The sequence below is a fragment of the Enterococcus sp. DIV2453a genome (genome assembly GCF_050533535.1).
In the GTDB taxonomy this organism is placed as follows: domain Bacteria; phylum Bacillota; class Bacilli; order Lactobacillales; family Enterococcaceae; genus Enterococcus; species Enterococcus faecalis.
In genome coordinates this window covers 1,752,523-1,778,662 of record NZ_CP172899.1, presented here as the reverse complement: position 1 = coordinate 1,778,662, position 26,140 = coordinate 1,752,523, and the positions used below count along the sequence as shown (strand labels likewise).

Here is a 26,140-nt window from a genome sequence, read left to right as displayed (position 1 = left end):
ATGATTGATAAAGACATCTTACAGATGCCTAAAATCAAAAAAATTCTTGTCTTGCTTGCAGGTTTTTCTTTCCTGCAAGCAGTCTTTATAATTGGGCAAGCTTTTTTTCTTTCAAAAGCCATTGTCGGCCTTTGGAGTGGCGGGCATCTTAACCAACAACTACAGAGTATTTTACTCTTTTTTATTTTTTATCTTGGTCGACATGTTATTACGTATTTTCGTGAGAGAATGCTCGATACATTTAGTTATGAACGCTCGAAAGAATTACGCGAACAATTATTAACCAAAATTTTCCGTTTGGGGCCAAATGTTGTTCAAAAAAATGGAACTGGAAATATGGTTACCATGGCTTTAGAAGGCATCAGTCAAACCGAAAATTATTTACAATTGATTTTGACAAAAATGATGAATATGATGATTATTCCTTGGATTATTTTGGCCTTTGTTTTTACACAAGATATTCGTTCAGGCGTAACATTGCTGATTGTTTTTCCGATTATTATTATTTTTATGATTGTGTTAGGTTATGCAGCACAAAGTAAAGCGGACAAGCAATATGCGGCGTTTCAAATGCTTTCCAATCATTTTATTGATTCCTTGCGAGGAATTGACACACTGAAACTGTTTGGGTTGAGTAAAAAATATGCTGGGAGTATTTACCATACAAGTGAACGATTCAGAAAAGCGACCATGAGTACATTGAAAATTGCTATTTTATCAACCTTTGCGTTAGACTTTTTTACGACATTATCGGTAGCTGTTGTGGCAGTTTTCCTTGGATTAAGTTTATTAAACGGCACGATTTTATTATTTCCTGCCTTGGTTACTTTAATTTTAGCACCTGAGTTCTTTTTACCGATTCGTGATTTTTCAAGTGATTATCACGCAACCTTAGATGGAAAAAACTCTTTTCAAGCGATCCAAGCGGTATTAGCATTGCCAGAAGCAGAACAGACCGATGTGCTCACGTTAGATGATTGGCATCAAGAAAGTCAGTTGTCAGTCACCGCGTTAAATTTTTCCTATGAAGATGCAACGCAAGAAGCAATTCAATCGTTGCAATTCTCTGTTGATGGTCGCAAAAAGATTGGAATTATCGGGGCGAGTGGTTCTGGTAAGTCAACGTTAATTAATTTATTAAGTGGCTTTTTATTACCAACAGAAGAAACGAGTCAATTGGCAATAAATGGTCAGACGATTCCACATTTTTTACAAAAAGACTGGCAAAAACAAATCCTTTATATTCCGCAAGCACCATATATTTTTCAAGATACTTTGGCAAACAATATTCGCTTTTATACACCTGAAGCAACAGATGAGGCGATTCAGCAAGCGATTCAGTTAGTTGGCTTAGAAGAGCTGGTTAAAGACCTTCCCGAAGGAATTCATACCTTGATTGGGGAAAGTGGTCGAATGTTAAGTGGGGGACAAGCGCAACGAGTAGCGTTGGCCCGCGCCTTTGTCGATCAAAAACGCCACGTCTTGCTGTTTGATGAGCCGACAGCGCATTTGGATATTGAAACAGAAGTTGAAATGAAAGAGCGCATGTTGCCATTAATGAACAATCATCTTGTCTTTTTTGCGACACATCGTCTGCATTGGATGGAAGAAATGGATTACATTTTAGTGATGGAAAAAGGTCAATTAGTGGAACAAGGAACGCTAGCAGAGTTGATTGAAAAAGATGGCTACTATGTTCAATTAATGAAGCAAATGAGAGGAGGACGCCAATGATGGAAAAACAGCCGACAACGAAAGACGTTTGGAAAAACGATCAATGGGTTCGTCCTTTCTTAAAACGCTATAAAAAAACCTTGTATTTTGCCTTACTTTTAGGCTTCTTGACGTTCTTTAGCGCAGGGGCATTAATGTTTACGTCTGGTTACTTAATCAGTCGTGCGGCTTCCTTACCAGAGAATATTTTATTAATTTATATTCCCATTGTTTTAACAAGAGCATTCGGGATTGGCCGTCCTGTTTTTCGTTATGTGGAGCGTCTAACGAGTCATAACTGGGTGTTAAAAATGACCTCTGATTTGCGCTTGAAACTTTATAATGTGCTAGAAAAAGATGCGATTTTCTTTAAGACAAAATATCGCACTGGGGATATCTTAGGTTTGCTTTCGGAGGATATTAATCATATCCAAAACTTGTATTTACGAACGATTTTCCCAACCGTTATTGCTTGGATTTTGTATATCTTTTTAGTGATTGCATTAGGTTTCTTTTCTTGGTGGTTTGCTTTATGCATGTTACTGATGTTAGGAGTGGTTGTTTTTCTATTACCACTTGTTTCAGTTCTAGTGAATGGTGCGCGTCAAGAAAAACATAAATATGCCAAAAATGAGTTATATCAAACACTAACCGACAATATTCTAGGTGTGTCTGATTGGGTATTTAGTCAACGAGGCTCTGAATTCGTTGCTCGTTATGAAACAGATGAAGCAAACGTTCGTGCATTAGATGAAAAAATGAAGCAATTTAACCGTGGCCGAGACTTTGTTTTACAACTTCTGTTCGGTGTGATTGCGATTGCTGTCTTAGCTTGGACTAGTGTGCGGTTTCCAGGTAATCATGGGGGCGCAGCCAATTGGATTGGTGCCTTTGTTTTAACCGTGTTTCCGTTAATTGATGCTTTTGCTCCGCTTCCTGCTGCAGCACAGGAAACAACGATTTATAAGGATTCCATTCGTCGTTTTAATGAGCTTCCTGAAGGGGAAGATGACTCAACAGAAGCGCCTGTTCAGCCAAATGGCACCAGTTTATCGATAGAACATTTGTCTTTTGCATATGAAAATCAAGAGAAAAAGGTATTAAATGACTTATCGTTAACAATTCCTGAAAAACAAAAATTAGCGATTTTAGGGCGCAGTGGTTCCGGAAAGAGTACGTTGGCTTCGCTCATTCGTGGTGATTTACGACCTACTTCGGGAGAAATCCTTTTAGGAAACATCCCAACTGAGGCATTTGGTGAGACGATGACTGAATATATTGGGGTTATGCACCAAGCGCCGTACCTATTTCGAACAACCATTTTAAATAATATTCGGATTGGTAGAGAAGAAGCGAGCGAAGCAGAAGTTTGGGCGGTTTTAGAAAAAGTTGGCTTAAAAGAAATGGTTGCCCAATTACCAGAAGGTTTACAAACAATGGTGGATGAAGCAGGTTTGCGTTTCTCTGGTGGCGAACGACATCGCTTGGCGCTAGCACGGATTCTTTTGCAAGATACACCAATTGTGTTATTAGACGAACCAACTACTGGTTTAGATCCAATTACAGAACAGCAATTGCTGGAAACCTTTTTTGAGGCATTAAAAGATAAAACCGTCATCTGGATTACCCACCATTTGCAAGGCGTAACTTTGATGGATCAAGTGATCTTTATTGAAGATGGCCAATTAGAGATGAGTGGTACACCAGAAGAATTACTTGCAACCAATGCGCATTATCAAAAACTTTACCGAATTGATCGTGGCATTAGTTCTTTCGAGGAATAAAAAAACGACTGGTTGTTGATTAAAGCAAACAATCAGTCGTTTTTCTATTTCAATTAATGGCAATTCTTCCATAAAACGTTTAAAATGAACGATGTAATAAGAGCTCAGTTAAGGAAAGTAAGGTTTCTTTTGCTGTGCCATCAGGCAATTGTTGAATATCAGTGATTGCTTTGTTGGTTACTTTTTTAGCAAAAGCTTGTGCTTCTGTAACGCCATGATAGTCGTTGACTAGCGCCGCAACTTCAGCTGCTTCTTCTAAGGTAATGGCGCGTCCTTTATCCAAATAAGGGCTGAATACGTCAGGTGCTGCTTGGTAAGCGAAGAGAAGGGGTAACGTATAAACACCTTGTGACAAGTCTTCTAAAGCGGGCTTTTTCAAGGTTTCCGTGTCAGCAGTATAATCTAAAATATCGTCATAGACTTGAAAAGCAATGCCAATATGACGGCCAATTCGTTTAGCTAAACGTTGGACTTCTTTTGAACTATGACCGAAATAGGCCCCTTCAAGACAGCTTAGTGAAAAAAGTTCGGCTGTTTTGCCGTTGACACTTCTTAAATAAGCAGGAATCGACATGCGGCGGTCAAATCGATGACTCATTTGATCGAGTTCACCAAGTAATAACCGTTTCATTCCTTGTGCATTGATTTTCATAAATTCAGAGCCATTCATGGCATCTGCAATCAAAGTAAAGAATTCAGTGAATAGTAAATCACCTGTGTAAACAGCCACGTCTTTACCATATTGTGATTGAATAGTCACAGCGCCTCGGCGCAATGGAGAATCGTCAATAATGTCATCGTGAATCAACGTAGCCATATGTAGGATTTCCAAAGATGCAGCTATTTTTAATAATTGTTGTTTCTCTTGTTTTTCTTCATCACCCAGTTGAGCAAAAAGAAAGAAAAAAGCGGGGCGTAATAATTTGCCGCCAGAACGAGCCAAAGTTACTAAGGCTTCTTCAATGTCTTCGTTGCGTGTATGCAACGTTTGTTCAATTAATTCACATGTTTCCGTTAAAGAACGTTCAACGTCAGGAAACGACTTCCAAAATGTGTTCATAAATATACTACGATCCTTTCAGTGGTTCAATACTATTTGATTGTATACGAATTGGCGACAGAAATACAGTAATTAAGTTTTAAAAGTAACAAAGTTTGTAAAAAAGTAGCGGAGGGATAGTTTGAATCGAGAAATATTTTTTGAATTAGTAGAATTAAAAGCAAAAACAGCGAGTGTTTTGCCATTTTTGTTAGGAATTTGTTTTAGTTGGTACCAATATGGGCGGCTCCATGTCGGTTATGTTTTAATTTTTTTCATTGCGATGTTTATTTTTAATATGGCGGTCGATATTTTAGATAATTATAATGATTACCATCATGCCACAGAAGTTCATGATTATAAGGAAAAAACGAATATTATCGGTCGAGAAAATTTATCTTTGCCATTAATACGCAAAATGATTTTTTGGATGATTCTCGTTTCTGCTTTAATGGGGATTGGGTTGTCATTTATTGTCGGCTGGCCGTTATTAATTATGGGTCTGTATTGTTACTTAATTGGTATTTTTTATTCATCAGGACCGAAACCTTTGTCCAGTCTACCATTAGGGGAAGTTTTCTCAGGATTTACAATGGGGTTCATGATTACCCTTATTTGTGTCTACATTAATACGTTTGAAGTTTTCAATTGGTCAGCAGCTAATTTATGGGGGATTTTCTTAGTCGCTTTACCTAATACTTGTTACATTGCTAACTTAATGTTAGCAAATAATATCTGTGACTTAGAGGAAGATGAAAATAACAAGAGATATACATTAGTTCATTACCTTGGCAAAGCAAGTTCTTTGAAATTATTCGTCGGATTAAATACAATAGCAATGTTAGCCATTTTGTTAGCTGTCGGTTTAGGATTAACCCCGCCAACAATGTTACTCATGCTTTTAACTTTACCTTTTGTACGGAAACAAACCCAAGCCTTACTGAAGGAACAAGTGAAGAGTAAAACATTTGTTTGTGCTGTGAAGATCTTAGCTGTGGGAGCAACTGCACAAGTGCTATTTTTTGCCATAGGTTTGTGGTGGCTGTAAATTTTTTATAGAGTGGAAGGGAATCAAAATGAATAAGAAACATGTTGTTATTTTAGGTGCTGGTTACGCAGGCTTAAAAACATTACGCGAATTACAAAAAGGCGCCAAAGACGTCGAAATTACTTTAGTGGATCGTAATAACTATCACTACGAAGCAACGGACTTGCATGAAGTTGCTGCTGGAACACAACCAGCTGAAAAAATCACATACAATATTATGGATGTTGTCGATGAAAAAATGACAACCTTTATCCAAGGAACAGTTAAAACAATTGATGCTGCAACACAATCAGTTGCTTTAGAAGATGGCCAAACAATCAATTATGATTACTTAGTTGTTTCTCTTGGGTTTGAATCAGAATCATTTGGTATCCCTGGTGTGCAAGAACATGCTCTACAAATGGTAGATGTGAAAACGGCTTTAAACGTGTATGAACATATCCAAGAACAAATGCGTCAATACAAAGCAACTCAAAACGAAGAATTCTTAAAAATTGTTGTCTGCGGAGCAGGCTTTACAGGGATTGAATTATTAGGTTCTCTTGTTGAAAATAAACCAAAATTTGCTGAAATCGCAGGTGTCTCAGCAGATCAAATCCAAATTTATTGTGTCGAAGCAGTTACTCGCCTATTGCCGATGTTTAACGAAAAACTTGCGAACTATGGTGTGCAATTATTAAAAGATTCAGCTATTCATTTATTATTAGGTAAACCGATTAAAGAAATCAAACCAGGCGCAGTTGTTTATCAAGATAACGAAGCAGGCGACTTGGCAGAACTTTCTGCTAAAACAATTATTTGGACAACGGGTGTTAGTGGAAGCCACGTTGTAGGCGATTCTGGATTTGAAGCTCGTCGTGGTCGTGTCATGGTTCAACCAGATTTAACAGATGCGAACCATAGCAACGTCTATATTATTGGTGACTGCTCAGCAGTTATGGATACAGAAACTAATCGACCTTACCCAACGACAGCACAAATCGCCTTGAAGATGGGCGCTCATGCTGCTAAAAATATTCAAGCACAATTGAAAGGGGAAGCAACTAAACCTTTCAGCTTTAAATCACAAGGTTCTGTTTGTTCTGTCGGAAATACACGTGCTTTAGGAATTGTTGGTAAAACAGACATTAAAGGATACCCAGCTTCATTCATGAAAAAAATTATCATGAACAAAGCGCTCTTTGAAACAGGTGGTACCAAAGAAATGATGGCTAAAGGTCGTTTCGACTTATACCATTAAGAATCAGCAAAATAAGAAATAATGAGGTCGGGACAGAACCGTTTAGCTCCGAGAAATAAGAAGAAATTTCCGAAAATTGCTCTTTAATTTTTGGAGAATTTCGGCTTATTTCCGAAGGAGTTGGTTCTGTTCCCGCCGTTTATCAGTTTTTGAGCGTGGAGCAAAAATCCAAAGTGATTTTTGTCCCACGCTCATTTTTCTTAAATGAAAGTTTTAAAAAAATTTCCATGATTTTTCAAGTAAAATGAGGTGGGCACTTTTGTTCGATTCCATTTTTATGTATAATGAGAAGTGATGGAAAGAGGGAAGTTAAATGGCACAAAAAAGAGCAACAAATAAGAAAAAAAGTACGACAAAGAAAAAGACCAAAAAACAACAGCAACAACAAGAACGTTTAAATTATATGTTTCTTGGCCTGATTTTTATTTTATTCGGTGTCTTTGGACTCTTTCGCTTAGGGTTTTTAGGCACGTTATTAGCGAATTGTTTACGCTTAGTTGTAGGTAATACCTTTCCATTTGCAGCGATTTTACTAATCCTGTATGGCTTATTAGTCATGATTTATGGGAAAGATTTTCCGTTAAAAAGAGGGCGCCCTATTTTTGGGGCTGTTCTGATTTATATTAGTGTTTTGTTATTTTTCCATGCCTTTATGTTTCGAAATGTTAGTGGCAGTCAACCTGATATTTTAGGTAACACTTGGGAATTTTTGCAAAGCGATTTAAAAGCCAACCAAGTGACGCAAAACGTAGGGGGCGGTATGATTGGCGCGCTGCTTTATCAAGGAACGTACTTTTTGGTGGCACAATTTGGCAGCTATTTAATTGCCACATTGCTACTGTTAGCGGGTATTTTCTTGATGAGTATGTGGGATTTTCAGCAAATTGTTGATCATTTCCAAAGTATTCAAGATCGCCTAAGTCATGTTTCGGCAAAATCACAGGCGCGACAAGAAGAAAAAGAGGCGAAGCGAGCAGCGAAGAAAGAAGCCAAAGCTGCAGAACGCCAAGCAAAAATTGAAGCCGCTGCCCAACAAAAATTACAAGAGCGGGAACGCATGGAACAAGCGGCAGCCGAGCGCTTAACAAAAACACCAGTTGAAACCCACCAACCAATGGTGGAAGAACCGACTGCACCAACGCCTGTTCAAATTGATTCGTTTCAACAGCAAAATCAGGCGATGCCTGTACCACCAATTGCAGCAACAAAACCGCAACGAGAGCAAGAAGAAGAGGCGGCAGATGAAGCTGGTGTTCTCGAATTTGAGATTTCTGAAGAAGCGGAAGATCGTGATTATCAACTACCACCAACTGATTTGTTAGATACAATTCAAGCAACGGATCAAAGTGGTGAATATGAAAAAATCGAAAAAAATATTGGCGTCTTAGAACAAACCTTCAAGAGCTTTGGCGTTGATGCTAAAGTGGTCAAAGCTAGTTTAGGACCATCTGTCACAAAATTTGAAGTTCAACCCGCTGTGGGGGTAAAAGTTAGCAAAATTGTTAACTTGACGGATGACATTGCTTTAGCGCTTGCGGCCAAAGATGTTCGTATGGAGGCCCCGATTCCTGGGAAATCACTAATCGGGATTGAAGTTCCTAATAGTGCAATTAGTACAGTATCCTTTAGAGATATTGTTGAGGCACAACCAAGTCATCCAGATAAACTATTAGAAGTACCTTTAGGTCGAGATATTTCAGGGATGGTTCAAACTGCGGATCTATCAAAAATGCCGCATTTATTAATTGCGGGATCGACAGGGAGTGGGAAATCGGTTGCTATCAATGGCATCATCACAGGTATTTTGATGCAAGCAAAACCCCATGAAGTAAAATTAATGATGATTGACCCGAAAATGGTGGAATTGAATGTGTATAACGGGATTCCTCATTTATTAACGCCAGTGGTTACTAATCCGAGAAAAGCGGCCCAAGCCCTACAAAAAGTAGTTCAAGAAATGGAATTTCGTTATGAAAAATTTGCAGCAACAGGCGTCCGAAATATTACTGGTTACAATCAACTAATTCAACAGAAAAATGCGGAAGATGGCGAAAATCGTCCGATTCTGCCATTTATTGTTGTCATTGTTGATGAGTTAGCTGATTTAATGATGGTGGCAAGTAACGAAGTAGAAGATGCGATTATCCGCTTAGCCCAAATGGCACGGGCAGCGGGTATTCATATGATTTTAGCGACACAACGGCCAAGTGTGGATGTCATTACAGGAATCATCAAAGCAAATGTCCCTTCTCGAATGGCTTTTGCGGTCTCAAGTGGGACAGACTCGCGTACCATTATTGATACCAACGGGGCGGAGAAACTATTAGGTCGAGGCGATATGCTCTTCTTACCAATGGGAGAAAATAAACCAATTCGTATCCAAGGGGCCTTTATCTCTGATCAAGAAGTCGAACGAGTGGTTGCGTTTGTAACGGACCAACAAGAAGCTGAATATCAAGAAAGCATGATGCCAACGGATGAACCGACCACTTCAGGCGGTGGCGAAGCTCCTCAAGATGAGTTGTTTGAAGAAGCGAAAAACTTGGTGGTTGAAATGCAAACAGCTAGTATTTCATTGCTACAAAGACGTTTTAGAATTGGCTATAATCGTGCGGCTCGCTTAGTGGATGAATTGGAAGCACACGGAGTTATTGGACCATCAGAAGGTAGTAAACCAAGAAAAGTCTTTCTACAAGCGGAATCAGAAGAGGCAGCACCTGAGACGCCAGAACAATAAACAAAAAGAACAAAAATAGATAAATTTATCTATTTTTGTTCTTTTTTTATAATTTCAGCAAAGCATCATGTTATAATCATTATTTTCTGGTAAAATAGAAAGGAATAGTGCGGTTGGGAGGGAGCGTATCATGAGAAGAAAGAGCGTGCTTTATTTAGAAGTAGCAGATCAGATTAAAGAAGATATTTTGAGTGGCAAGTATCCAGTAGGAACGTTTTTACCAACAGAAACAGAATTGGAAGAGATGTTTAACGTTAGTAAAATTACGATTCGGCGGGCAATCGAAATGTTAGCAACAGAAGAATTTGTTGAGAAAAAAAGTGGCCGAGGCACAACTGTGTTAAGCAATCGTCCCTATAATAAACTATCAAAAGCAGGGACATTCACTGAATTTTTGAATGAATCAGGTCAGAAAGTCACTAAAAAAGTTTTACAAGTTGAAAACTTGACGTTGTCAAAAGAGATGCCGGCTTATCAATTTTTAGGAGAAGAAGTGGTTCACCTTTCACGGTTATATCTAATCGATGAACAACCCTATATTTATTTTAATTACTATTTGCCAGCTGCCATGAAAGACGTATCATTGACTGAATACAAAGAAGAATCCTTGTATCGTTTGATGGATCGCCATGCCATTGAAATTTATAAATTTGAAGACCGTTTTGAAGTTGCAACTTTGACAGAAGCAGAGCAAAAGATGTTGCAAACAACTGAAACAACGGGCTTAAAAAGAATTCGGCGTTCGTTAAGCCCAACAGGTCGTTGCGTAGAATATTCAGAAGCTATTTATAATACGAAGATTCATCCTTATGTGATTGAATATGAAGCATAACTTTTAAAAGAATAACAGTGCACTTACAGTAATGTAAGTTCATTGTTATTCTTTTCTATTGTCGTTTTTTTTCGTTTTCGATACACTAAATGAGTGAGAAGAATAGGAGTGGAAAATATGTTAGAAGTACAAAATTTGAAAAAAGTTTACGGAAACGAAATTAAATATGAAGCTTTAAAAGGGATTAATTTAACTGTCCAAGATGGTGAATTTATTGGTATTATGGGACCTTCTGGAAGTGGGAAAAGTACACTTTTAAATTTATTGGCAACAATCGATAGTCCAACAGACGGTGAAATACTTTTAAATGGAAAAAATCCAAACAATTTGAATCAAGAACAAATTGCTAAATTCCGTCGTACAGAATTAGGATTTGTTTTTCAAAGCTTTAATTTAATGCCAACATTAACTGTTGAAGAAAATATTATTTTGCCATTGACGCTTGATGGAGAAAAAGTCTCTGTAATGAAACGACAATTAGCAGAATTAAGTGAGCGTTTAGGTATCAATCATCTGTTGAAAAAACGAATTGCAGAAATTTCTGGTGGACAAGCACAACGGGTCGCCGTTGCTCGGGCAATGATTCATCATCCACAATTATTATTGGCTGATGAACCAACAGGAAACTTAGATACGAAATCATCTAAGGATGTGATGGGCTTGTTACAACAATTAAACGAAGAAGAAGCGGCGACTATTTTAATGGTAACCCATGATCCGCTAGCCGCAAGTTATTGCAAGCGCATCGTCTTTATTAAAGATGGTGAATTAATTGATGAAATTGTCCAAAATGGCAATCAAAAAGAGTTCTACGATTTAATCATGGTGAAACTGGCTGAGATTGAAGGTGTCGATAATGAATTTTAATCAGTTTGTTATAAGAAACACGATTCGAAATAAGCATTTATACTTGGCTTATTTCCTAAGTACAATGTTTTCTGTGATGATCTTTTTTACGTTCACTGGTTTTGTCTTTCACCCAGCCTTAGCTAATGGTTTAAATCCTAAAGCACAAATGGGAATGACGGCTGCGGCAATTATAATCTATGGTTTTTCTTTCTTATTCGTTTTATACTCGATGGATGTCTTTATCCAATCTCGGAAAAAAGAGTTTGGAACCTTGATGATTCAAGGGATGAGTCCAAAACAGTTAAAGAAAATGATTTTTATTGAAAACTTAGTGATTGGTTTCTTTGCTACAATTTTTGGTAGCATTTTAGGTGTTGGATTTTCACAGTTTATTTTATGGATTAGCAATTTATTGATGCATCTAGGTTTAGGTTTTTATTTGCCAGTGATGCCATTTATCATTACTGTCATTTCATTTGCGGTCTTGTTTTTAGTAATTTCTTTCTTTATTCAATTCCGCTTGCCAAAAGCGACACTTCAAGAGCTATTAAAAGCAGGGGAAATGGGTAAAGGTGAAATCAAAAGCTCTAAAGTTAAATCTTTCTTAGCCGTGTTGCTTTTAATTGTCGGTTACGGAATTGCTTTAGTTGCTAAGGGACAGTTAGTTTTAATGGTGATGTTCCCAGTAATTTTCTTAGTTATTTTAGGGACAAAATTTTTATTTGACCAATTGAGTGTTTCTGTCATTGAACGTTTAAAACGGCAACCAAAAATCTTTTGGAAAAAAACCAATATGGTCGTTTTATCAGATTTGGCTTTCCGCATGAAAGATAATGCACGTTCGTTCTTCTTGGTTTCGGTGATATCAACGGTTGCTTTTGCTGCCATTGGAACGTTATACGGCGTGAACGAGATGATTTTTAAAGGAATAAGTTCTGTACCGTACGAACTGACATTGTCTGATTCGACCAACCCAGAAAATCAAGAAATGAAACAATTTGCGACAAAAACATTCCAAGAAAAAAATATTCAGTTTGATGAAGTGGAGTATCCACAATTTACAACAAATGAAGGTATCCGCTTAATTCAAGCATCAGAATATAATAAGTTAGCAAAAATGATTGACGAACCAACGATTGATGGGAATAGCGTAGTTAATTTAAAACAAGAAAATGTTCCTTCAGATATGTTTGTGGACGTAAAAACAGTTAGTTTAGCTAACAATCAAACTTTAAAAGTCGATAAAATCTCTAAAACCAATGTTTTGCCAACAGCTGGAGGGATTTTAGTTGTTCCTGATACAACACCGTTAGACGGAGTTAAAAGTGAAATAAATACCATTTGGCAGCCCAAAGCAGGAACTGATCGTGAAGAATTGATAAAAGCAGAAAATATTATTGGTGACAAGTATCCCATGTTACTAGGAACAGCTGCAATGTCGGCAGCCATTACGCAATTTTATACGCCAGTTCTATTTGTCGGACTATTTATCGGTATCGTGTTCTTTGTTTCGGCGGGTAGTTTCTTATACTTCCGTTTATACAGTGATATGAATACGGACGTTGAAAAATTCAAGATGATTTACAAACTTGGTTTGACGAAAAAAGAATTGAAGAAAATGATTTACCAACAAGTAGGTATTTTATTCTTTACACCGATTGTTGTTTCATTTATTCATGGAGCTGTTGCTTTGAAAGCAATGTATGCCGTGTTAGATCAACCAATGCAATTAGCTGGCTGGGAAGTTTTAGGTGTTTTCTTATTGATTCAGGTCGTTTACTATTTAATTGCTAGAACGTTCTACTTCAAAAAAGTTTATCACTTAGTGAAAGATTAATTATAAAAAATCGTTAAGCATGCACGCTTAACGATTTTTTTTTGAGGCTCTTCGTGATATTGCATTCAAAGTGAGAATACGTTATAGTTATGAAGCGAATGTAATAGCAGAAATGAGGAAAAGAAATGCAGAAAGAATCCATTTATGGACTGACGAGAGAACAGCTTGTGGACTGGTTTTTAGCCCATGGCGAGAAGAAATTTCGCGCAACACAAGTGTGGGAATGGTTGTATACAAAACGTGTTGCTTCATTTAGTGAAATGTCGAACATTTCTAAATCGTTGATGACTTTATTAGAAGAAAATTTTTCATTAAATCCATTAAAACAAGTCATTGTGCAAGAAGCGCAAGATGGTACCGTGAAATATTTATTTGAATTACCAGATAAAAATATGATTGAAACAGTCTTAATGCGTCAAGAATATGGATTATCTGTTTGTGTGACCACTCAAGTTGGTTGCAATATTGGGTGTACATTTTGTGCTAGTGGGCTATTAAAAAAACAAAGAGATTTAACTGCTGGCGAGATTGTTGCCCAAATTATGTGGGTGCAACATTATTTCGATGAACGTGGGTTGGATGAACGTGTTAGCCATGTCGTTGTGATGGGAATTGGTGAACCATTTGATAATTACGCCAATGTCATGAACTTTTTACGAACGATTAATGATGATAAAGGCTTGGCTATTGGTGCCCGCCATATTACAGTTTCAACAAGTGGTTTAGTGCCAAAAATTCGTGAATTTGCAGACAGTGGACTACAAGTAAACTTAGCAATCTCATTACATGCTCCTAACAACGAAGTTCGTACATCAATTATGCGGATTAATCGTAGTTTTCCAATTGAAAAATTAATGGCAGCAATTGATGAATACATTGAAAAAACCAACCGACGTGTTACATTTGAATATATTATGTTGAGTCAAGTGAACGACCGACCAGAACATGCTCAACAATTAGCAGATTTACTACGGAATAAGAAAAAACTTTCTTATGTTAATCTGATTCCGTATAACCCAGTGAGTGAACACGATCAATATAGCCGAAGCTCTAAAGAAGCGGTTTTAAAATTTTATGATGTACTCAAAAAGAATGGCATCAATTGTGTTATTCGTAAAGAGCACGGAACAGATATTGATGCGGCTTGCGGACAATTACGCAGCAAACAAATGAAAAAAGAAAAAGTCAAAAACCAATAACGTAGTTAAAATCGGATCAGAAAGGTTTCTTTTTGATTCGATTTTTCGTTTATTTAATAAAAAATCGTCGGTTTTTCAATTCTTGTTTATAAACAAAAGATGAATGCTCTAAAACTTTTATGACAAATTTTCTTTTTGTGGTTTTCAAACTTGAAATTCTAAAAGAAATAGCTATACTGAAAAGAGATCGTCACAGAATTTTTCATGAAAACAGCTATTATTTTCGTTATCTTTTCAAGAAAGTGAAATTTTGTTACGCTTTTTTAGTTTAAATGAAATGAGGGAGTCTATGGAGAAAAAGCAATTAAAAAGAGAGATAACAACGTTTGGTGCGTTATCCACGGTAATGGGTACGGTGATTGGCGCTGGTGTTTTCTTTAAAGCTGCGAGTGTCGTTGGACACGCACAGTCAGCTAGTTTAGCTATCTTTGCTTGGGTGTTAGGTGGTGCCTTAACCATTTGTGCAGGATTAACCAGCGCCGAACTTGCTACAGCAATCCCTGAAACAGGTGGCGCAGTGAAGTATATTGAATATACATATGGTAAATTAGCTGGTTTTCTTTTAGGGTGGGCACAAAGTATCATTTATTATCCTGCCAACATTTCGGCGTTATCCATTATTTTTAGTACACAACTAATCAATTTGTTTCATTTATCGGCAAATTTATTGATTCCAATTGCCATTCTTGCGGGAACCAGTATCACCGTAATTAATTTATTAGGAACAAAAATTGCTTCTTTGGTCCAATCAACGACATTGGTAGTAAAACTGATTCCAATTGCCTTGATTTCTTTAGTGGGGTTATTTACTCCAGGACAAGTAGCTGTTTCGCTTTTTCCCATTGAAACAACAGCGAATACTGGCTTTTTAGTTGCTTTTAGTGGCGCCTTAGTTGCCACCATGTTTGCTTATGATGGCTGGCTAGGTGTGGGTAACGTGGCTGGTGAAATGAAGCGACCAGAAAGAGACTTGCCTAAAGCCATTATTTTTGGTTTGTTATTGATTACTTTAATTTATGCTTTAATTAATTTTGTATTTCTAAAAACATTACCAATTGAGCAAATCGCTGGGAATTTGAATGCAGCTTCGGATGCTTCTGTGGCTATTTTTGGACCAATTGGCGGCAAAATCGTAACTATTGGGATTTTAATCTCTGTATATGGTGCGTTAAACGGCTACACAATGACAGGGATTCGGATTCCTTATGCCTTAGCCTTAGATAATCTGATGCCTTTTAGTCGTCAGTTTCAAAAGTTGTCTAAACGCTTTGTTGTTCCTTACGTTGCTGGAATTTTCCAGTTAGCTGTAGCCATTATCATGATGTTTTTCGGGACCTTCGATTTATTGACGGATATGTTAGTTTTTGTTATGTGGCTGTTTAATCTATTAATTTTCTTAGCCGTTTTTATTTTAAGAAAACGAGAACCTGAATTAAAACGACCGTATAAGGTTCCTGGCTATCCAATTATTCCAATTATCGCAAGTCTAGGTGGTATCTTCATCTTGGTTACAACGAGTATTACACAGCCTATTCTAGCATTGATTGGTATAGGAATTACGCTTCTAGGAATTCCAGTTTATTTAGTTAATAAACAAAAAACGAAGCCAAAAACGTAAACGATCCAATCGGATTATCATAGTTTTTCTCAAAAATTTTGTGATTCAGAGAAATTTTTGAAAACTAAACGCAAGATTTTTTTAGTATAATACTAAGTGTCTAGGAGTTCCACTATTTTGGGGAAGATAGATGGACAGCGCAAACTTCAAAAAAAGAACCTTCATCTTACTGGTGAAGGTTCTTTTTTTTGCTGAAATCATAAAATAAATGCGTAGTTTATTAGTGAGAGGAGGAAATGAATGACTGAAAATGTAAAAAAATTAGCTCATCAATTAATTGAATGGGGCGTCCTTCATGGGGCGCAAGACGTTTATTTTTTACCCAATGATACCGAAATAGCTATCTCTTTTCGGACAGGGATGCAACGGACACTTTACACACAAGTTTCCGCAGAAATAGGCGAAAAGTTAATTTTCCACTTTAAATTTATCGGTGGTATGGATGTCGGAGAAAGACGAAAAGCGCAATTAGGCGCGACAACTTATCTAATTGGCGAGACGAAGCAACGCTTGCGTTTATCATCTGTGGGAGATTTTCAGAATCGAGAGAGCTTGGTAATTCGTTTTTTGCACCGATTTGGTGAACAAGCTGAACATTTTTTCTTTCCCCACCAGCTAAATGAAATTGAAGCATCTTGTCAGAAACGAGGACTTTATTTATTCAGTGGGCCAGTTGGTTCTGGGAAAACAACAACCATGTATCGTGTGGCTAAACAAAGAAGTGGCGAACAACAAGTGATAGCGATTGAGGATCCTGTTGAAATTGAGGAAAAGCAGTTTTTACAGTTGCAAACAAATGAAAAAATTCAGTTAACGTACGAAGCCTTGATCAAAGTTTGCTTGCGCCATCATCCTGATATTTTGATTATTGGTGAAATTCGTGATGGCGAGACGGCTCAAGCAGTTATTCGAGCCGCCTTAACGGGTCATACTATTTTTGCGACAATTCACGCCCGTAACTTATTGGGGGTGCAACGGCGTTTGATAGAATTAGGTGGCCCAGAGCATGAATTGGCTGAATGCTTGCAAGGTATCATTTATCAACAGATTTTGACAACCACGATTAATAAGGAACAAGCAACGGGAATTCTTTATGATTATTTCTTCTTTAAGGAAGCCGTTATAAAGAGTAGTTGGCAAAAGAATCTAAGAAAGGCGTGGGCGTATGGGTTTATTACAGAAAAAACGTATTTTCAAGCCATCGAATAAATTAACGAAAAAACAACAGCAGCTTTTTCTGAAACTATTAGCGGATTTACTTGCAAATGGTTTTAATATACAAGAAAGTTTTTCCTTCATGAAAAAATCAAACGCATTACCTCAGCACAGTATAACTTTTTTAGTTGAAGGCTTTTCCTCAGGCATTGCCTTACAAGCTTTAGTCGAAGAATTAGGATTTTCAACAATGGTCTCGGCACAATTGTCGTTTGCTACCGCACACGGGGATTTGGTAGGGACACTACAAGCGATTTCCGAACATTTTTTTCAAACGGAAAAATATCGGCAACAGTTCTATAAAATAATTAGTTATCCGCTGCTCCTGATTGTTTTTTTGATTCTCGTCATTGTTGGTATTCGGCAATTTTTATTGCCCCAATTAATGGAAAATGATGCCAATAGTTATTCTAAAAATATTGGGATTCTTCTGATTGTTTACAGTCCATATATTCTGGTTACCTTAGTTTTTATCCTCTCATTTAGTTTCTTCATTTTAAACCGTTATTTGAAGCATCAGTCTGCTATTCAGCGGGCCTTCGTATATCTGAAACTGCCCATTATCCGTGGCCTTTATCGGGAATACGTCAGTGCTTTTTTTGCACTAGAATGGGGGAAGTTGCTTGCGCAAGGATTAGAAATGAAAGAGGTCATCGATTTGATGCGCCATACAACCAATTACCCCTTAATGAAAGAATTAGCTGGAGCGATTAGTGAAGGACTGCTAGTTGGTGAAACCTTACATAGACAATTAGCTGCTTATCCTTTTTTTACAAAAGCATTGGGTTTAATGATTCAACAAGGAGAAGTAAAAGGAAAATTAGGCAAGGAGTTGATGGTTTATAGTAATGTCTGTTTCCAAGGTTTTTTCAAAAAAATTGAACGAGTCATTACTCTCGTTCAACCACTTATTTTTATCATAATTGCTTGTTTAATTATCGGTGTTTATGGGGCAATGTTGCTGCCTATTTATGGCAATATGGAAGGAGTTTTATAATGAAAAAGAAACAAAAATACGCAGGGTTTACATTATTAGAAATGTTGATTGTCTTATTGATTATTTCCGTATTGATTTTACTTTTTGTCCCTAACTTAGCGAAACATAAAGAAACAGTTGACAAAAAAGGCAATGAAGCAATCGTAAAAATTGTAGAATCACAAATCGAGCTCTACACACTAGAAAAAAATAAGACGCCTTCCTTAAATGAATTAGTCAACGAAGGCTACATTACTAAAGAGCAGTTAGATAAATATACAGCAGAAAAGCAATGAACAAGTCAGCAGGATTCACATTAATGGAAACACTTGCTAGTTTAACGATTGTTTGCTTTATGACTATGCTCCCAACACTCGCTATTCACCGCTGGCAAGAAACGTTAAAAATTGAACAGTTTCTTGCTACGGTAGAAAAACAACTTCGTTTTACGCAACAGCAAGCAATTGTTTTAGAGGAAACACAAGAAGTTTGGTTTTTTGAAGAACAACAAAGCTTTTCATTTCCTGATAAATTGAACCAATCAGCTCGGAGGACTTTACTAGCTGTACCTGAAAAAATGACAGTGAGTGGTCCAAGCAAGCTCAGTTTTCTTCATTCGTCAGGGAACAATGGCCGTTTAGTGAAATATATTTTTACTTGGACTGAAAAGAAACAGCAACTTATTTTACAATTTCAGATGGGGAGTGGTAGAGCGTTTATATATCAATGGTTTTGAGTGTTTTTGCCACAGATTTACCACAAATCACAAGTTCTCAATAAGTTTATCCATCATATCAGCTGTTTCTTTTTCTTCTTCTTTTAGCACATCGCTATAAACATCCAAAGTTATATTAATATTCTTGTGTCCTAACCGAGTTGAAACGTACTTAATGTTTGCTCCTGCTTCAATTAAAAACGTTGCATGGGTATGTCTTAGGCCGTGTACGGTTATGTTTTGAACTTCTGCTTTTTCACATAACAGGCGAAACATATACGTAATTCTTGATTGTTTGATAGGTAAATTTCGAGAACTTAAAATAAAATAGTCCTTATCGCTTAAAATTATCCCTTCTCTAAAAAGCCGTTCTTTCTCATGATTTTTGTATTTTTTTATTAAAGTGAGTAATGAGTTGTCAAAATAAACTTTACGAATACTAGTTTTTGTTTTCGGCTTATTTTCACCATAATCGCCACGTGTAGAATTGATATCGAAATATTTTTCGTTTAAATCAATATCACTCCAACGCAGCCCCATCAATTCACCTTTTCTCATTCCAGATTTTAGCAGAGTCAAAAATATAACTTGCGTTTGAATATCTTCGTTTTCTAAAACCGCTATAAATCGCTGTAATTCCTTTTTAGAGAATGAACGAACATTATTACTTAAATCAAATTTAAAGCCTGTTAGCGTGTTGCTAGGGATGATTTGATTGTGTACCGCAGCGTTAATCATCCTCATTACAATTTTATGCCACGTTTGAATCGTGGATTCTGTATATTTGTTTTCTTGTCTTAATTTGTCAATAAATTCTCGCTTATAGGTAATCTTATTTAAAGAAGATAGTTTCTGATTTCCAATTAATGGTGATATGTGAAATTTGATAGCAGATTCAATATTTTGTTTTGTTGAAACACTCCAATTGTCTTGGGCGTAAGGTATCCAGACTTTGATCCATTCATCTATGGTGAGTTGTTTATTTTCGATGAAGGAAGTATTTTGTGTTTCTAAATCATATTGGATTTTTAGCAATGCTTTATTCGCCGCTCTTTCACTTTCAAATCCACGTTTGCTAGCTTCTTTTCGGTGTTTTAGAGAGTTGTAATAAGGATAGCGATATCCCCAAAAAGTTCCTTTTTTGTTTGAGTACGAAAAAACATATTTGTATTTTTTGGACCAATTTAGTTTCGCCATAGTTTCACCTCCAATATTCATTTAAAGCCCCTAACATGAATCGAACATGCTAGAACTCACCAGAGAGGGGAGAATTATTTTTTATCGAAAGTAATTATCCAAGACCCCATAAGGTTTTCAACTTTCTTTATTTTTGCAATTACTTTATCCCCTGTTCTTACATCTGGATTTTTGCTTGAAACAAAGTTTAAATGATCTCCAGTTTGAATTGTATATCCTAATGAGCCATCAGGAACATATTTATCAACTGTAAATTGCACAGTTTTACCTGTTAAATCTTCGCCGTTATTTAGTGCTGTTTCAGCTTCTTTACTAGTATAATCAGGCTTAACTTCTTTAGTTCCGCATGCAGTAAATACAATAAGCAATAGTAGTGTATAAATAAAATATTTAATCTTTTTCATAAAAGTTCTCTCCTTTATTTAATTCTTAGTGGTTGACCAGGATAAAAAACAGAGGTGTCAATGCCTGGATTTAGTGCAAATAGTTGTTCTAAGGTTAATCCATTCCTCTCAGCTACTTGTCGAGCTCCTTCGCCGCTTCGTACTTTGTCATATACGGGTTGTTCAACTTCAGAGCTTTGAGGTTGTTCAATTGCTGAAGATGATTGAGTAGATGGCAATGGTTGTTGTGATGTAGAAATTTCCGTGTTAACAGCAGCTAATTCGGTATACAAGTCTGTTAACTTATTTGCTTCAGCAGTATAAACATCTGTTAGTTTATTTGCCCATGATTCATATAATGAATAGTCGTCTTTATTAGAAAGTTGTATGCTTGCCATTTCCGAAATTCCAGCATTTGAAATATCTGCTAATTTTCCTATTTTAGAGTTTAAAACCTCAGCTAATGCTGAAACATTGCCTTTTATAGGTTCTCCTTCATTTCGCAGTTCTTCAATCAATATAGGTGTAGTTGTAGTCAACTTTTGAGTATAAGTCTCTAAAATTTGGGAATAGGTAGACCCACCTAATTCCATTTGAGTTGTTTCATCTGTTTGTGTACTTGAATAATGTATAGTTGATGACTCACTACTTGAGCTATTAATTTTTTTAGAATCAGAAATATCTTTCTTTTCGGATGTAATTGTGGTAGAGCTTGAGTTTTGCTTTGAAACCTGTTTAGTTTCGTTAGAACAAGCAGTCAGCAGTAATAATGATAAACTTAAAGTAACAATTTTTTTCATTTTTAAATTAATCCTCATTTCTGTTATAATATACTTGTCAGTAAATCTCAAAATGAGGTTTAAGTCCGTGTGCCCAGCACGGACTTTTTTTGTTTTAATTTTACCATTGCTAAAAATCTATAAAACCATCTTCACATAACTAATTAATTTTGTTGAATCATAGTTATATCTATATTGATTAATAGCTGATCTAGCTAAGCATGGATTTAATAAGAATATTTTTGTTAAAAAATCATATAACCTTACGTATAGTGCTGCAGCACTCATTTCAAATTCTTCGCAAATTTGACGGAAAGACATTTGTTTTTGTAAACATTCTTTCAATGCTTCATTGTTTATTAAAGCAAGGGATGCAAATATATTAGCTCTTATTTCTTTTGGTTCATCTTCGCTAGTGTATCCTTTTCCAGTAATTAAATCTGAAAAACTTTGAGACTTGCATTCCTTATTCATATCAAAAAAATAATGTGCAGATTCATGAAGTATTGAGAAATTTTGCCTTCCTTTAACCATTGTTGAATTATAGGAAATTCCGCATTTATCGTGAAATCTTATTATATTTCCTGAAAATATTTTTCTTGAAACATCACCGAAACTATAGGGAATTATGTCAACATTTTCTACGTCAATCATATAATCTTTGTAGTGTTTCCATCTTAACTCTTTTAATTCAATTCCATAGTAATTAGCAACTTTTTCAATAATAATATATGTCTGGTCATGATATTCAAAATAAGTATCGTAGTCTAAATACATAGGGGTCATCCAATCATTTGTTTTTAAGTCTTGATTTCATGAATTCTAAGTACTCTTTTAACTCTTCTCTGAGCTGATCTTTTTCGGATTCGGTTAAATCTTCTGTATTTACACGGAAGAAAGTTGCAATTTCATCTTCTTCTAAGTTATCAGAATTTGGATTATCAGTTCGTCCAAGCAAATAATCTACAGAAACATTAAAATAATTGGCAATTTCTTGTAGTTTTTCTGCGGTTGGTTGTTTTCCTGCATTTAAACTATAAAAATAATTTTCACCGTATTTTAACTCTCTAGCAACTTGTTGAAGGCTTTTGTCTTTTTGTTTTGCTAAATTTTTTATCCTTTCAAATGTTGTCATATCAGTATTCCTTTCCAACACGAAAAAATAATTTACTAAAAAGAGTAAAAAAGTCTTTACAAAATTACTCTATAGAGTTATTATTGATTCGTAAGTTAATTTGATAGAAAAGAAACAAACTAAAACACACCTTATTAGCATTGAGTTTGGCGACCAAGTGCATATGAAAGGCTTTGTTATAGGTTTATTTCTTTATGTATCCATTTTACTCTATAGCGTAAAAATGTCAACAATATTTTTTTATTTCTATCAAATTAACTTATTTAATACTAAAGAAAGGAGCATCAAAAATGCCAGACACATCAGTAAGTCGTCAAAAAATTCGTGATTACTTTGAAAGTAAGGGAATTTCGTTGGTTAGTGTTGCTACCTATTTTGATATTCCAAGACAAGATTTGATCGATTATCTGAACGGAAAAAATAAAAGTAAAAAAGCACACGAAACACTTTTGGCAATTATCGACTTTTACAAAATCAGATAGGAGGAATGAAAATGGAAAATTTCTTAGATACATCTTCAAAAAACTTTCTATACAACATTATTGAAAAAATCCTGAGAAAAATGTTTGAACAAGTCATAAATGAAGCTAGTCAAGGATTAAATGAACGTGCTGAGTATTTAGACATCAAACAATTATCGTCTAGATATTCAATGTCTGTTCCTGAAGTTGAACAAAATTTTGTAAAAGACAAACGTATGCAAATAATCGAAAAAAGAAAGCCTGGTACTAGCAAGGGAAAAAGATATTGGCCTGCTAAAGAAGCTATAAAAATTTGTAATGACATCATGAATCATTGGGATTAAAGGAAAGAGCAATACAGAAACAATTTAAGGAGGAAAAAATGGACAACTTAGTAATTATGAAAAACCAACAAGCAGTAACAACTAGTTTACAAGTTGCTGAAACGTTTAATAAAAATCATCGTGATGTTTTAGCAGCGATTGATGATCTAAAAGAGGGGGTTGCGGAAAATTACGCAGACCTATTTTACGAAGATAGTTATATTCATCCACAAAACAAACAAAAATATAGACAAATCATTATGAACCGTGACGGATTCACACTGCTAGCAATGGGATTCACTGGTCAAAAAGCTCTTAAGTTTAAACTGAAATACATTGAAGCTTTCAACCAAATGGAGGAACTGCTCAAAACTCAATCAAACTTACCGATGAATAACACAGAATTGTTATTAGAAGCTGCGTTAAAACATGAACGTGGATTGACTCTTGTAAATCAACGTTTAGATAAGCTAGAAACAGAAACAACAATTAATAGAAGCCAACAACGAAAGATACAAGGCCTAGTTTCATCAACTGTTATCAAAGTATTAGGTGGCAAAAAAACATCGGCTTATAAGGATTCAAGTATTAAGCAATCAGCATTTAGTAATTGCTATAAACAATTGAAAGCATTATTCGATGTAGCCTCTTATATAGATATTCCAAAAGTTCGATATGAAGAAGCATTAACTCTAATTCCTAAATGGAAGCCTGACTTGGAATTACAAGCAAGAATTGATATGGCTAATGGAAACGGAGATATGTTTAAAGAAGTGAGCTAGATCAGTAAATAAAAATAAAAGGATAAGCCTAACTTATCCTCAGTTAAAAGTAGTATCAACAATGATTGCTTTTGGATTCATATCATTCTTAATGGATTCAATGATTTCTAAAACAGAAGATTTGTAGTAGTAAGTTTTGCTTGATGCGATTATTTCATTTTCTTCAGTTTTAATCAAAAAATAGTATTTTTTATCAGAAGCTCGTTTAATCACAAAAAACATTTTTGCACCTCACTTTCAATTGAATTATATCAAAATATAGGAGGTTAACAACATGAAAGCAATCCGAGAAACACGATTAGTAGGCGCATTTTTATTGATGATTGTACTAGGAGTATTGCTGAAAAGCCACTTTTCAATGCCAATACTAGCAACACTAAGTGCACCTTTCTTTATCCATTGGTTTTTTAACTGGGATGAAGCAAAGTATCAATACTCTAAAAAAGGAGGCGATAAAAAATGTATGTAGCTATAGGCGAAGCTAGTAGAGAAACATATGTGATTGGAGAAACACAAGCGGAAGTCATGCGAAAGTTGTTTGAAGAATATCCGTATGTTTCAGCTGATAAAAACGTTTATCCAGAGAGATTAAGCATAGTACAAAAAGAGCCCCGAACGTCTGCAAACGAACAGGGCAAATATTGAACAAAAAAATTCAAAATTTATTAACTAAGGAGAGTATATCAAAATGAACGATAAAATTCAAAATTTATTAATGGAACTTGTTAAAGAATGTCGGAAAGGAAAAGTTACGATTGTTTTGTCAACTGTTGATTCAGAAATGATGGAAGCATCCAGTGTTTTACTTGCAGGTTCTTTGCCTGAACAAGCAATTGCATTTAGTGAATTATTTGAAAAATTTAAAGAGGAAGCACTTGCTCATGATTGTGATTGTCCGCAATGTAAACAAATAAAAGAATCATTTATTGGTGCAGAATCATCTTCAACTAAACAAAATAATGAGGAAAAACTAGATATATTGTTAAAAGATTTTTTACGAGGTGAGTTGTAATGATTGAAGTAAGAGGTTTAGGTAACGACATTTACGAATTAATGCTAGCAAACGCACAGAATAACATTATTCAATCTGTTCGGACATCTGCATCTTATGGCAATACAAGTTGTGTGGTAAGCAGTAAAGGAGCTACAAAACCATTTTTAGATCAATTACAAATGCAAGGTGTCGATTATATCGAATTGGAAGATGAAAAAATAAAACTATTTTGGGAGGGATTGTAATGCCTGAATTTGATTCGCTAGGGGCAAGACAAGAGCCACCTGAAGAAAAAGAAGTGTTAGAGCTAACGTGGGAATACGATGAGGAGGAAGACGAAAGATGATTCAATCTACTTTATCCATGAGCCATCAAGAATGGCTTGAGGATAGGCGTAAAGGAATTGGAGGATCAGACGTTGCAACAATTTTAGGCTTGAATCAATATAAATCAGCTTATCAATTATGGCTAGAGAAAACAGGTCAAGTTGAGCTGAAAGATACAGAAAGCGAGCCAGCCTATTGGGGAAATGTTTTAGAAGAAGTTGTTGCGAAAGAGTTCCAAGAAAGAACAGGAAAAAAAGTTCGTCGTAGAAATCAAGTCTTCGAACATTCGCTCCATCCTTTTTTAAGAGCAAATATTGATAGAGAAGTGGTTAGAGAAAATGCCATTCTAGAATGCAAAACTGCAAATCAATTTTTAGCGAAAGAATGGGCAGGAGACGAAGTGCCATTGAGTTATCTTTGCCAAGTTCAGCATTATATGAATGTTTTGAATAAAGACTATTGTTATATTGCAGTTTTAATTGGTGGTCAGAAATTTATTTGGAAACGGGTAGAACGTGATCAGGAATTAATCGATGTACTGACCGAGCAATTAGTTGATTTTTGGGAAAATAACGTAATCAAAGGCGTTGAACCTATTATTGACGGAAGTAAGGCAACAGCTGACTTTTTAAAGGATAAGTATAGCGACATAGAAGAAACGCAAACTACTTTACCTGCTTCGTTTGATGAATTGTTAGACCAAAAAAATGAAATGAAGAAAACCAAAAAAGAGTTGGATGTAGCTATTAGAAAAATTGAAAATGAAATAAAAAGCGAATTGGGAAAAAGAAATGCAAGCATTGGTATTACTAAAAAACATATTGTTGAGTGGAAGGAAATACCTACTAAAAGATTGAACAGTAAAAAGTTTGCTGAAAAATATCCTCAAATTGCAGAAGATGAAGAAATATATATGGTTACTACGCCACGAAGATTAATAGAAAAGGAGATTAAGTAA

The 26,140-nt window shown here is 35.7% G+C and carries 29 protein-coding genes; 22 read left to right on the top strand and 7 right to left on the bottom strand.

Going from position 1 to position 26,140, the window contains the following annotated elements; all coding sequences use genetic code 11:
• Entirely contained in the window at positions 1-1,734 is a 1,734-nt protein-coding gene (gene cydD / locus IGK03_RS08830; protein WP_010775957.1) for a thiol reductant ABC exporter subunit CydD, read from the top strand.
• Entirely contained in the window at positions 1,731-3,497 is a 1,767-nt protein-coding gene (cydC, locus tag IGK03_RS08825; RefSeq protein ID WP_002364246.1) for a thiol reductant ABC exporter subunit CydC, read from the top strand. Before cydD ends, cydC begins: the two co-directional genes overlap by 4 nt.
• Positions 3,498-3,576: 79 nt before the next feature.
• Here cydC and IGK03_RS08820 read toward each other — a convergent pair whose 3' ends face one another.
• Entirely contained in the window at positions 3,577-4,557 is a 981-nt protein-coding gene (locus IGK03_RS08820; protein WP_002360015.1) for a polyprenyl synthetase family protein, read from the bottom strand.
• Positions 4,558-4,678: 121 nt separating this feature from the next.
• Here IGK03_RS08820 and IGK03_RS08815 point away from each other — a divergent pair, with 121 nt between their 5' ends.
• The 12 genes from IGK03_RS08815 (at position 4,679) to comGD (ending at position 18,823) form a co-directional block, all read left to right on the top strand.
• A complete protein-coding gene (locus tag IGK03_RS08815; RefSeq protein WP_002360016.1) occupies positions 4,679-5,584 on the top strand; it encodes a prenyltransferase in 906 nt (301 codons plus the stop codon).
• Between the two features lie 28 nt (positions 5,585-5,612).
• Entirely contained in the window at positions 5,613-6,824 is a 1,212-nt protein-coding gene (locus IGK03_RS08810) for an NAD(P)/FAD-dependent oxidoreductase (RefSeq protein WP_033625041.1), read from the top strand.
• A 313-nt stretch (positions 6,825-7,137) separates the two neighbouring features.
• Positions 7,138-9,561, top strand: a complete 2,424-nt coding sequence (locus tag IGK03_RS08805; protein WP_010823794.1) for a DNA translocase FtsK — start codon at positions 7,138-7,140, stop codon at positions 9,559-9,561.
• A gap of 130 nt (positions 9,562-9,691) precedes the next feature.
• A complete protein-coding gene (locus tag IGK03_RS08800) occupies positions 9,692-10,393 on the top strand; it encodes a GntR family transcriptional regulator (protein WP_002356983.1) in 702 nt (233 codons plus the stop codon).
• Between the two features lie 117 nt (positions 10,394-10,510).
• Positions 10,511-11,260: an ABC transporter ATP-binding protein gene (locus IGK03_RS08795; RefSeq protein ID WP_002381711.1), complete on the top strand. Its 750-nt coding sequence runs from the start codon at positions 10,511-10,513 to the stop codon at positions 11,258-11,260.
• A complete protein-coding gene (locus IGK03_RS08790; protein ID WP_202334864.1) occupies positions 11,250-13,079 on the top strand; it encodes an ABC transporter permease in 1,830 nt (609 codons plus the stop codon). Before IGK03_RS08795 ends, IGK03_RS08790 begins: the two co-directional genes overlap by 11 nt.
• 125 nt (positions 13,080-13,204) lie before the next feature.
• Entirely contained in the window at positions 13,205-14,278 is a 1,074-nt protein-coding gene (gene rlmN, locus IGK03_RS08785) for a 23S rRNA (adenine(2503)-C(2))-methyltransferase RlmN (RefSeq protein ID WP_002356987.1), read from the top strand.
• 289 nt (positions 14,279-14,567) lie between these two features.
• Positions 14,568-15,896, top strand: a complete 1,329-nt coding sequence (locus IGK03_RS08780) for an APC family permease (protein ID WP_002396609.1) — start codon at positions 14,568-14,570, stop codon at positions 15,894-15,896.
• A gap of 240 nt (positions 15,897-16,136) precedes the next feature.
• Entirely contained in the window at positions 16,137-17,105 is a 969-nt protein-coding gene (gene comGA, locus IGK03_RS08775; RefSeq protein WP_202334863.1) for a competence type IV pilus ATPase ComGA, read from the top strand.
• Positions 17,062-18,108 (top strand): competence type IV pilus assembly protein ComGB, encoded by a 1,047-nt coding sequence (comGB, locus tag IGK03_RS08770; RefSeq protein WP_202334862.1) that lies wholly within the window; start codon positions 17,062-17,064, stop codon positions 18,106-18,108. The genes comGA and comGB overlap by 44 nt, the downstream gene beginning before the upstream one ends.
• Positions 18,108-18,383, top strand: coding sequence for a competence type IV pilus major pilin ComGC (comGC, locus tag IGK03_RS08765; RefSeq protein ID WP_002356991.1), 276 nt, complete (start codon positions 18,108-18,110; stop codon positions 18,381-18,383). Before comGB ends, comGC begins: the two co-directional genes overlap by 1 nt.
• Positions 18,380-18,823 (top strand): competence type IV pilus minor pilin ComGD, encoded by a 444-nt coding sequence (gene comGD, locus IGK03_RS08760; RefSeq protein ID WP_025190557.1) that lies wholly within the window; start codon positions 18,380-18,382, stop codon positions 18,821-18,823. The genes comGC and comGD overlap by 4 nt, the downstream gene beginning before the upstream one ends.
• A gap of 27 nt (positions 18,824-18,850) precedes the next feature.
• On the opposite strand, the gene IGK03_RS08755 is transcribed toward comGD, so the two are convergent.
• From IGK03_RS08755 to IGK03_RS08735, 5 genes are all read right to left on the bottom strand, one after another.
• Positions 18,851-19,999, bottom strand: a complete 1,149-nt coding sequence (locus IGK03_RS08755; protein ID WP_002389015.1) for a tyrosine-type recombinase/integrase — start codon at positions 19,997-19,999, stop codon at positions 18,851-18,853.
• A gap of 74 nt (positions 20,000-20,073) precedes the next feature.
• Positions 20,074-20,403, bottom strand: a complete 330-nt coding sequence (locus tag IGK03_RS08750; protein ID WP_002369911.1) for a hypothetical protein — start codon at positions 20,401-20,403, stop codon at positions 20,074-20,076.
• Between the two features lie 14 nt (positions 20,404-20,417).
• Positions 20,418-21,182 (bottom strand): LysM peptidoglycan-binding domain-containing protein, encoded by a 765-nt coding sequence (locus tag IGK03_RS08745; RefSeq protein WP_002389030.1) that lies wholly within the window; start codon positions 21,180-21,182, stop codon positions 20,418-20,420.
• Positions 21,183-21,299: 117 nt separating this feature from the next.
• Entirely contained in the window at positions 21,300-21,947 is a 648-nt protein-coding gene (locus IGK03_RS08740; RefSeq protein WP_002372050.1) for an ImmA/IrrE family metallo-endopeptidase, read from the bottom strand.
• 4 nt (positions 21,948-21,951) lie between these two features.
• Positions 21,952-22,296 (bottom strand): helix-turn-helix domain-containing protein, encoded by a 345-nt coding sequence (locus tag IGK03_RS08735; protein ID WP_002385819.1) that lies wholly within the window; start codon positions 22,294-22,296, stop codon positions 21,952-21,954.
• Between the two features lie 290 nt (positions 22,297-22,586).
• Here IGK03_RS08735 and IGK03_RS08730 point away from each other — a divergent pair, with 290 nt between their 5' ends.
• The 3 genes from IGK03_RS08730 to IGK03_RS08720 are packed head-to-tail and all read left to right on the top strand — an operon-like array spanning position 22,587 to position 23,862.
• Positions 22,587-22,778 carry a hypothetical protein gene (locus IGK03_RS08730; RefSeq protein ID WP_002356998.1) on the top strand — a complete coding sequence of 64 codons (192 nt, stop codon included), beginning with the start codon at positions 22,587-22,589 and terminating at the stop codon, positions 22,776-22,778.
• 5 nt (positions 22,779-22,783) lie between these two features.
• Positions 22,784-23,101 (top strand): hypothetical protein, encoded by a 318-nt coding sequence (locus IGK03_RS08725; protein ID WP_002364228.1) that lies wholly within the window; start codon positions 22,784-22,786, stop codon positions 23,099-23,101.
• 38 nt (positions 23,102-23,139) lie between these two features.
• Positions 23,140-23,862: a Rha family transcriptional regulator gene (locus IGK03_RS08720; RefSeq protein ID WP_002364225.1), complete on the top strand. Its 723-nt coding sequence runs from the start codon at positions 23,140-23,142 to the stop codon at positions 23,860-23,862.
• Between the two features lie 39 nt (positions 23,863-23,901).
• On the opposite strand, the gene IGK03_RS08715 is transcribed toward IGK03_RS08720, so the two are convergent.
• On the bottom strand, positions 23,902-24,084 hold the full coding sequence (locus IGK03_RS08715; protein WP_002364224.1) for a YegP family protein: 183 nt from the start codon (positions 24,082-24,084) through the stop codon (positions 23,902-23,904).
• A gap of 52 nt (positions 24,085-24,136) precedes the next feature.
• On the opposite strand from IGK03_RS08715, the gene IGK03_RS08710 reads away from it, so the two are divergent.
• The 5 genes from IGK03_RS08710 to IGK03_RS08690 all read left to right on the top strand — a co-directional run bounded on the left by IGK03_RS08710 (position 24,137) and on the right by IGK03_RS08690 (position 26,140).
• The gene (locus IGK03_RS08710) at positions 24,137-24,331 is read left to right on the top strand and encodes a hypothetical protein (RefSeq protein WP_002364223.1); all 195 of its coding nucleotides are present in this window, start codon (positions 24,137-24,139) and stop codon (positions 24,329-24,331) included.
• Positions 24,322-24,507 (top strand): hypothetical protein, encoded by a 186-nt coding sequence (locus IGK03_RS08705; protein WP_002364222.1) that lies wholly within the window; start codon positions 24,322-24,324, stop codon positions 24,505-24,507. Before IGK03_RS08710 ends, IGK03_RS08705 begins: the two co-directional genes overlap by 10 nt.
• A gap of 43 nt (positions 24,508-24,550) precedes the next feature.
• Positions 24,551-24,874, top strand: coding sequence for a hypothetical protein (locus IGK03_RS08700; protein ID WP_002380444.1), 324 nt, complete (start codon positions 24,551-24,553; stop codon positions 24,872-24,874).
• Positions 24,874-25,101, top strand: coding sequence for a hypothetical protein (locus IGK03_RS08695; protein WP_002364220.1), 228 nt, complete (start codon positions 24,874-24,876; stop codon positions 25,099-25,101). Before IGK03_RS08700 ends, IGK03_RS08695 begins: the two co-directional genes overlap by 1 nt.
• A 97-nt stretch (positions 25,102-25,198) precedes the next feature.
• The gene (locus IGK03_RS08690) at positions 25,199-26,140 is read left to right on the top strand and encodes a YqaJ viral recombinase family protein (protein ID WP_002364219.1); all 942 of its coding nucleotides are present in this window, start codon (positions 25,199-25,201) and stop codon (positions 26,138-26,140) included.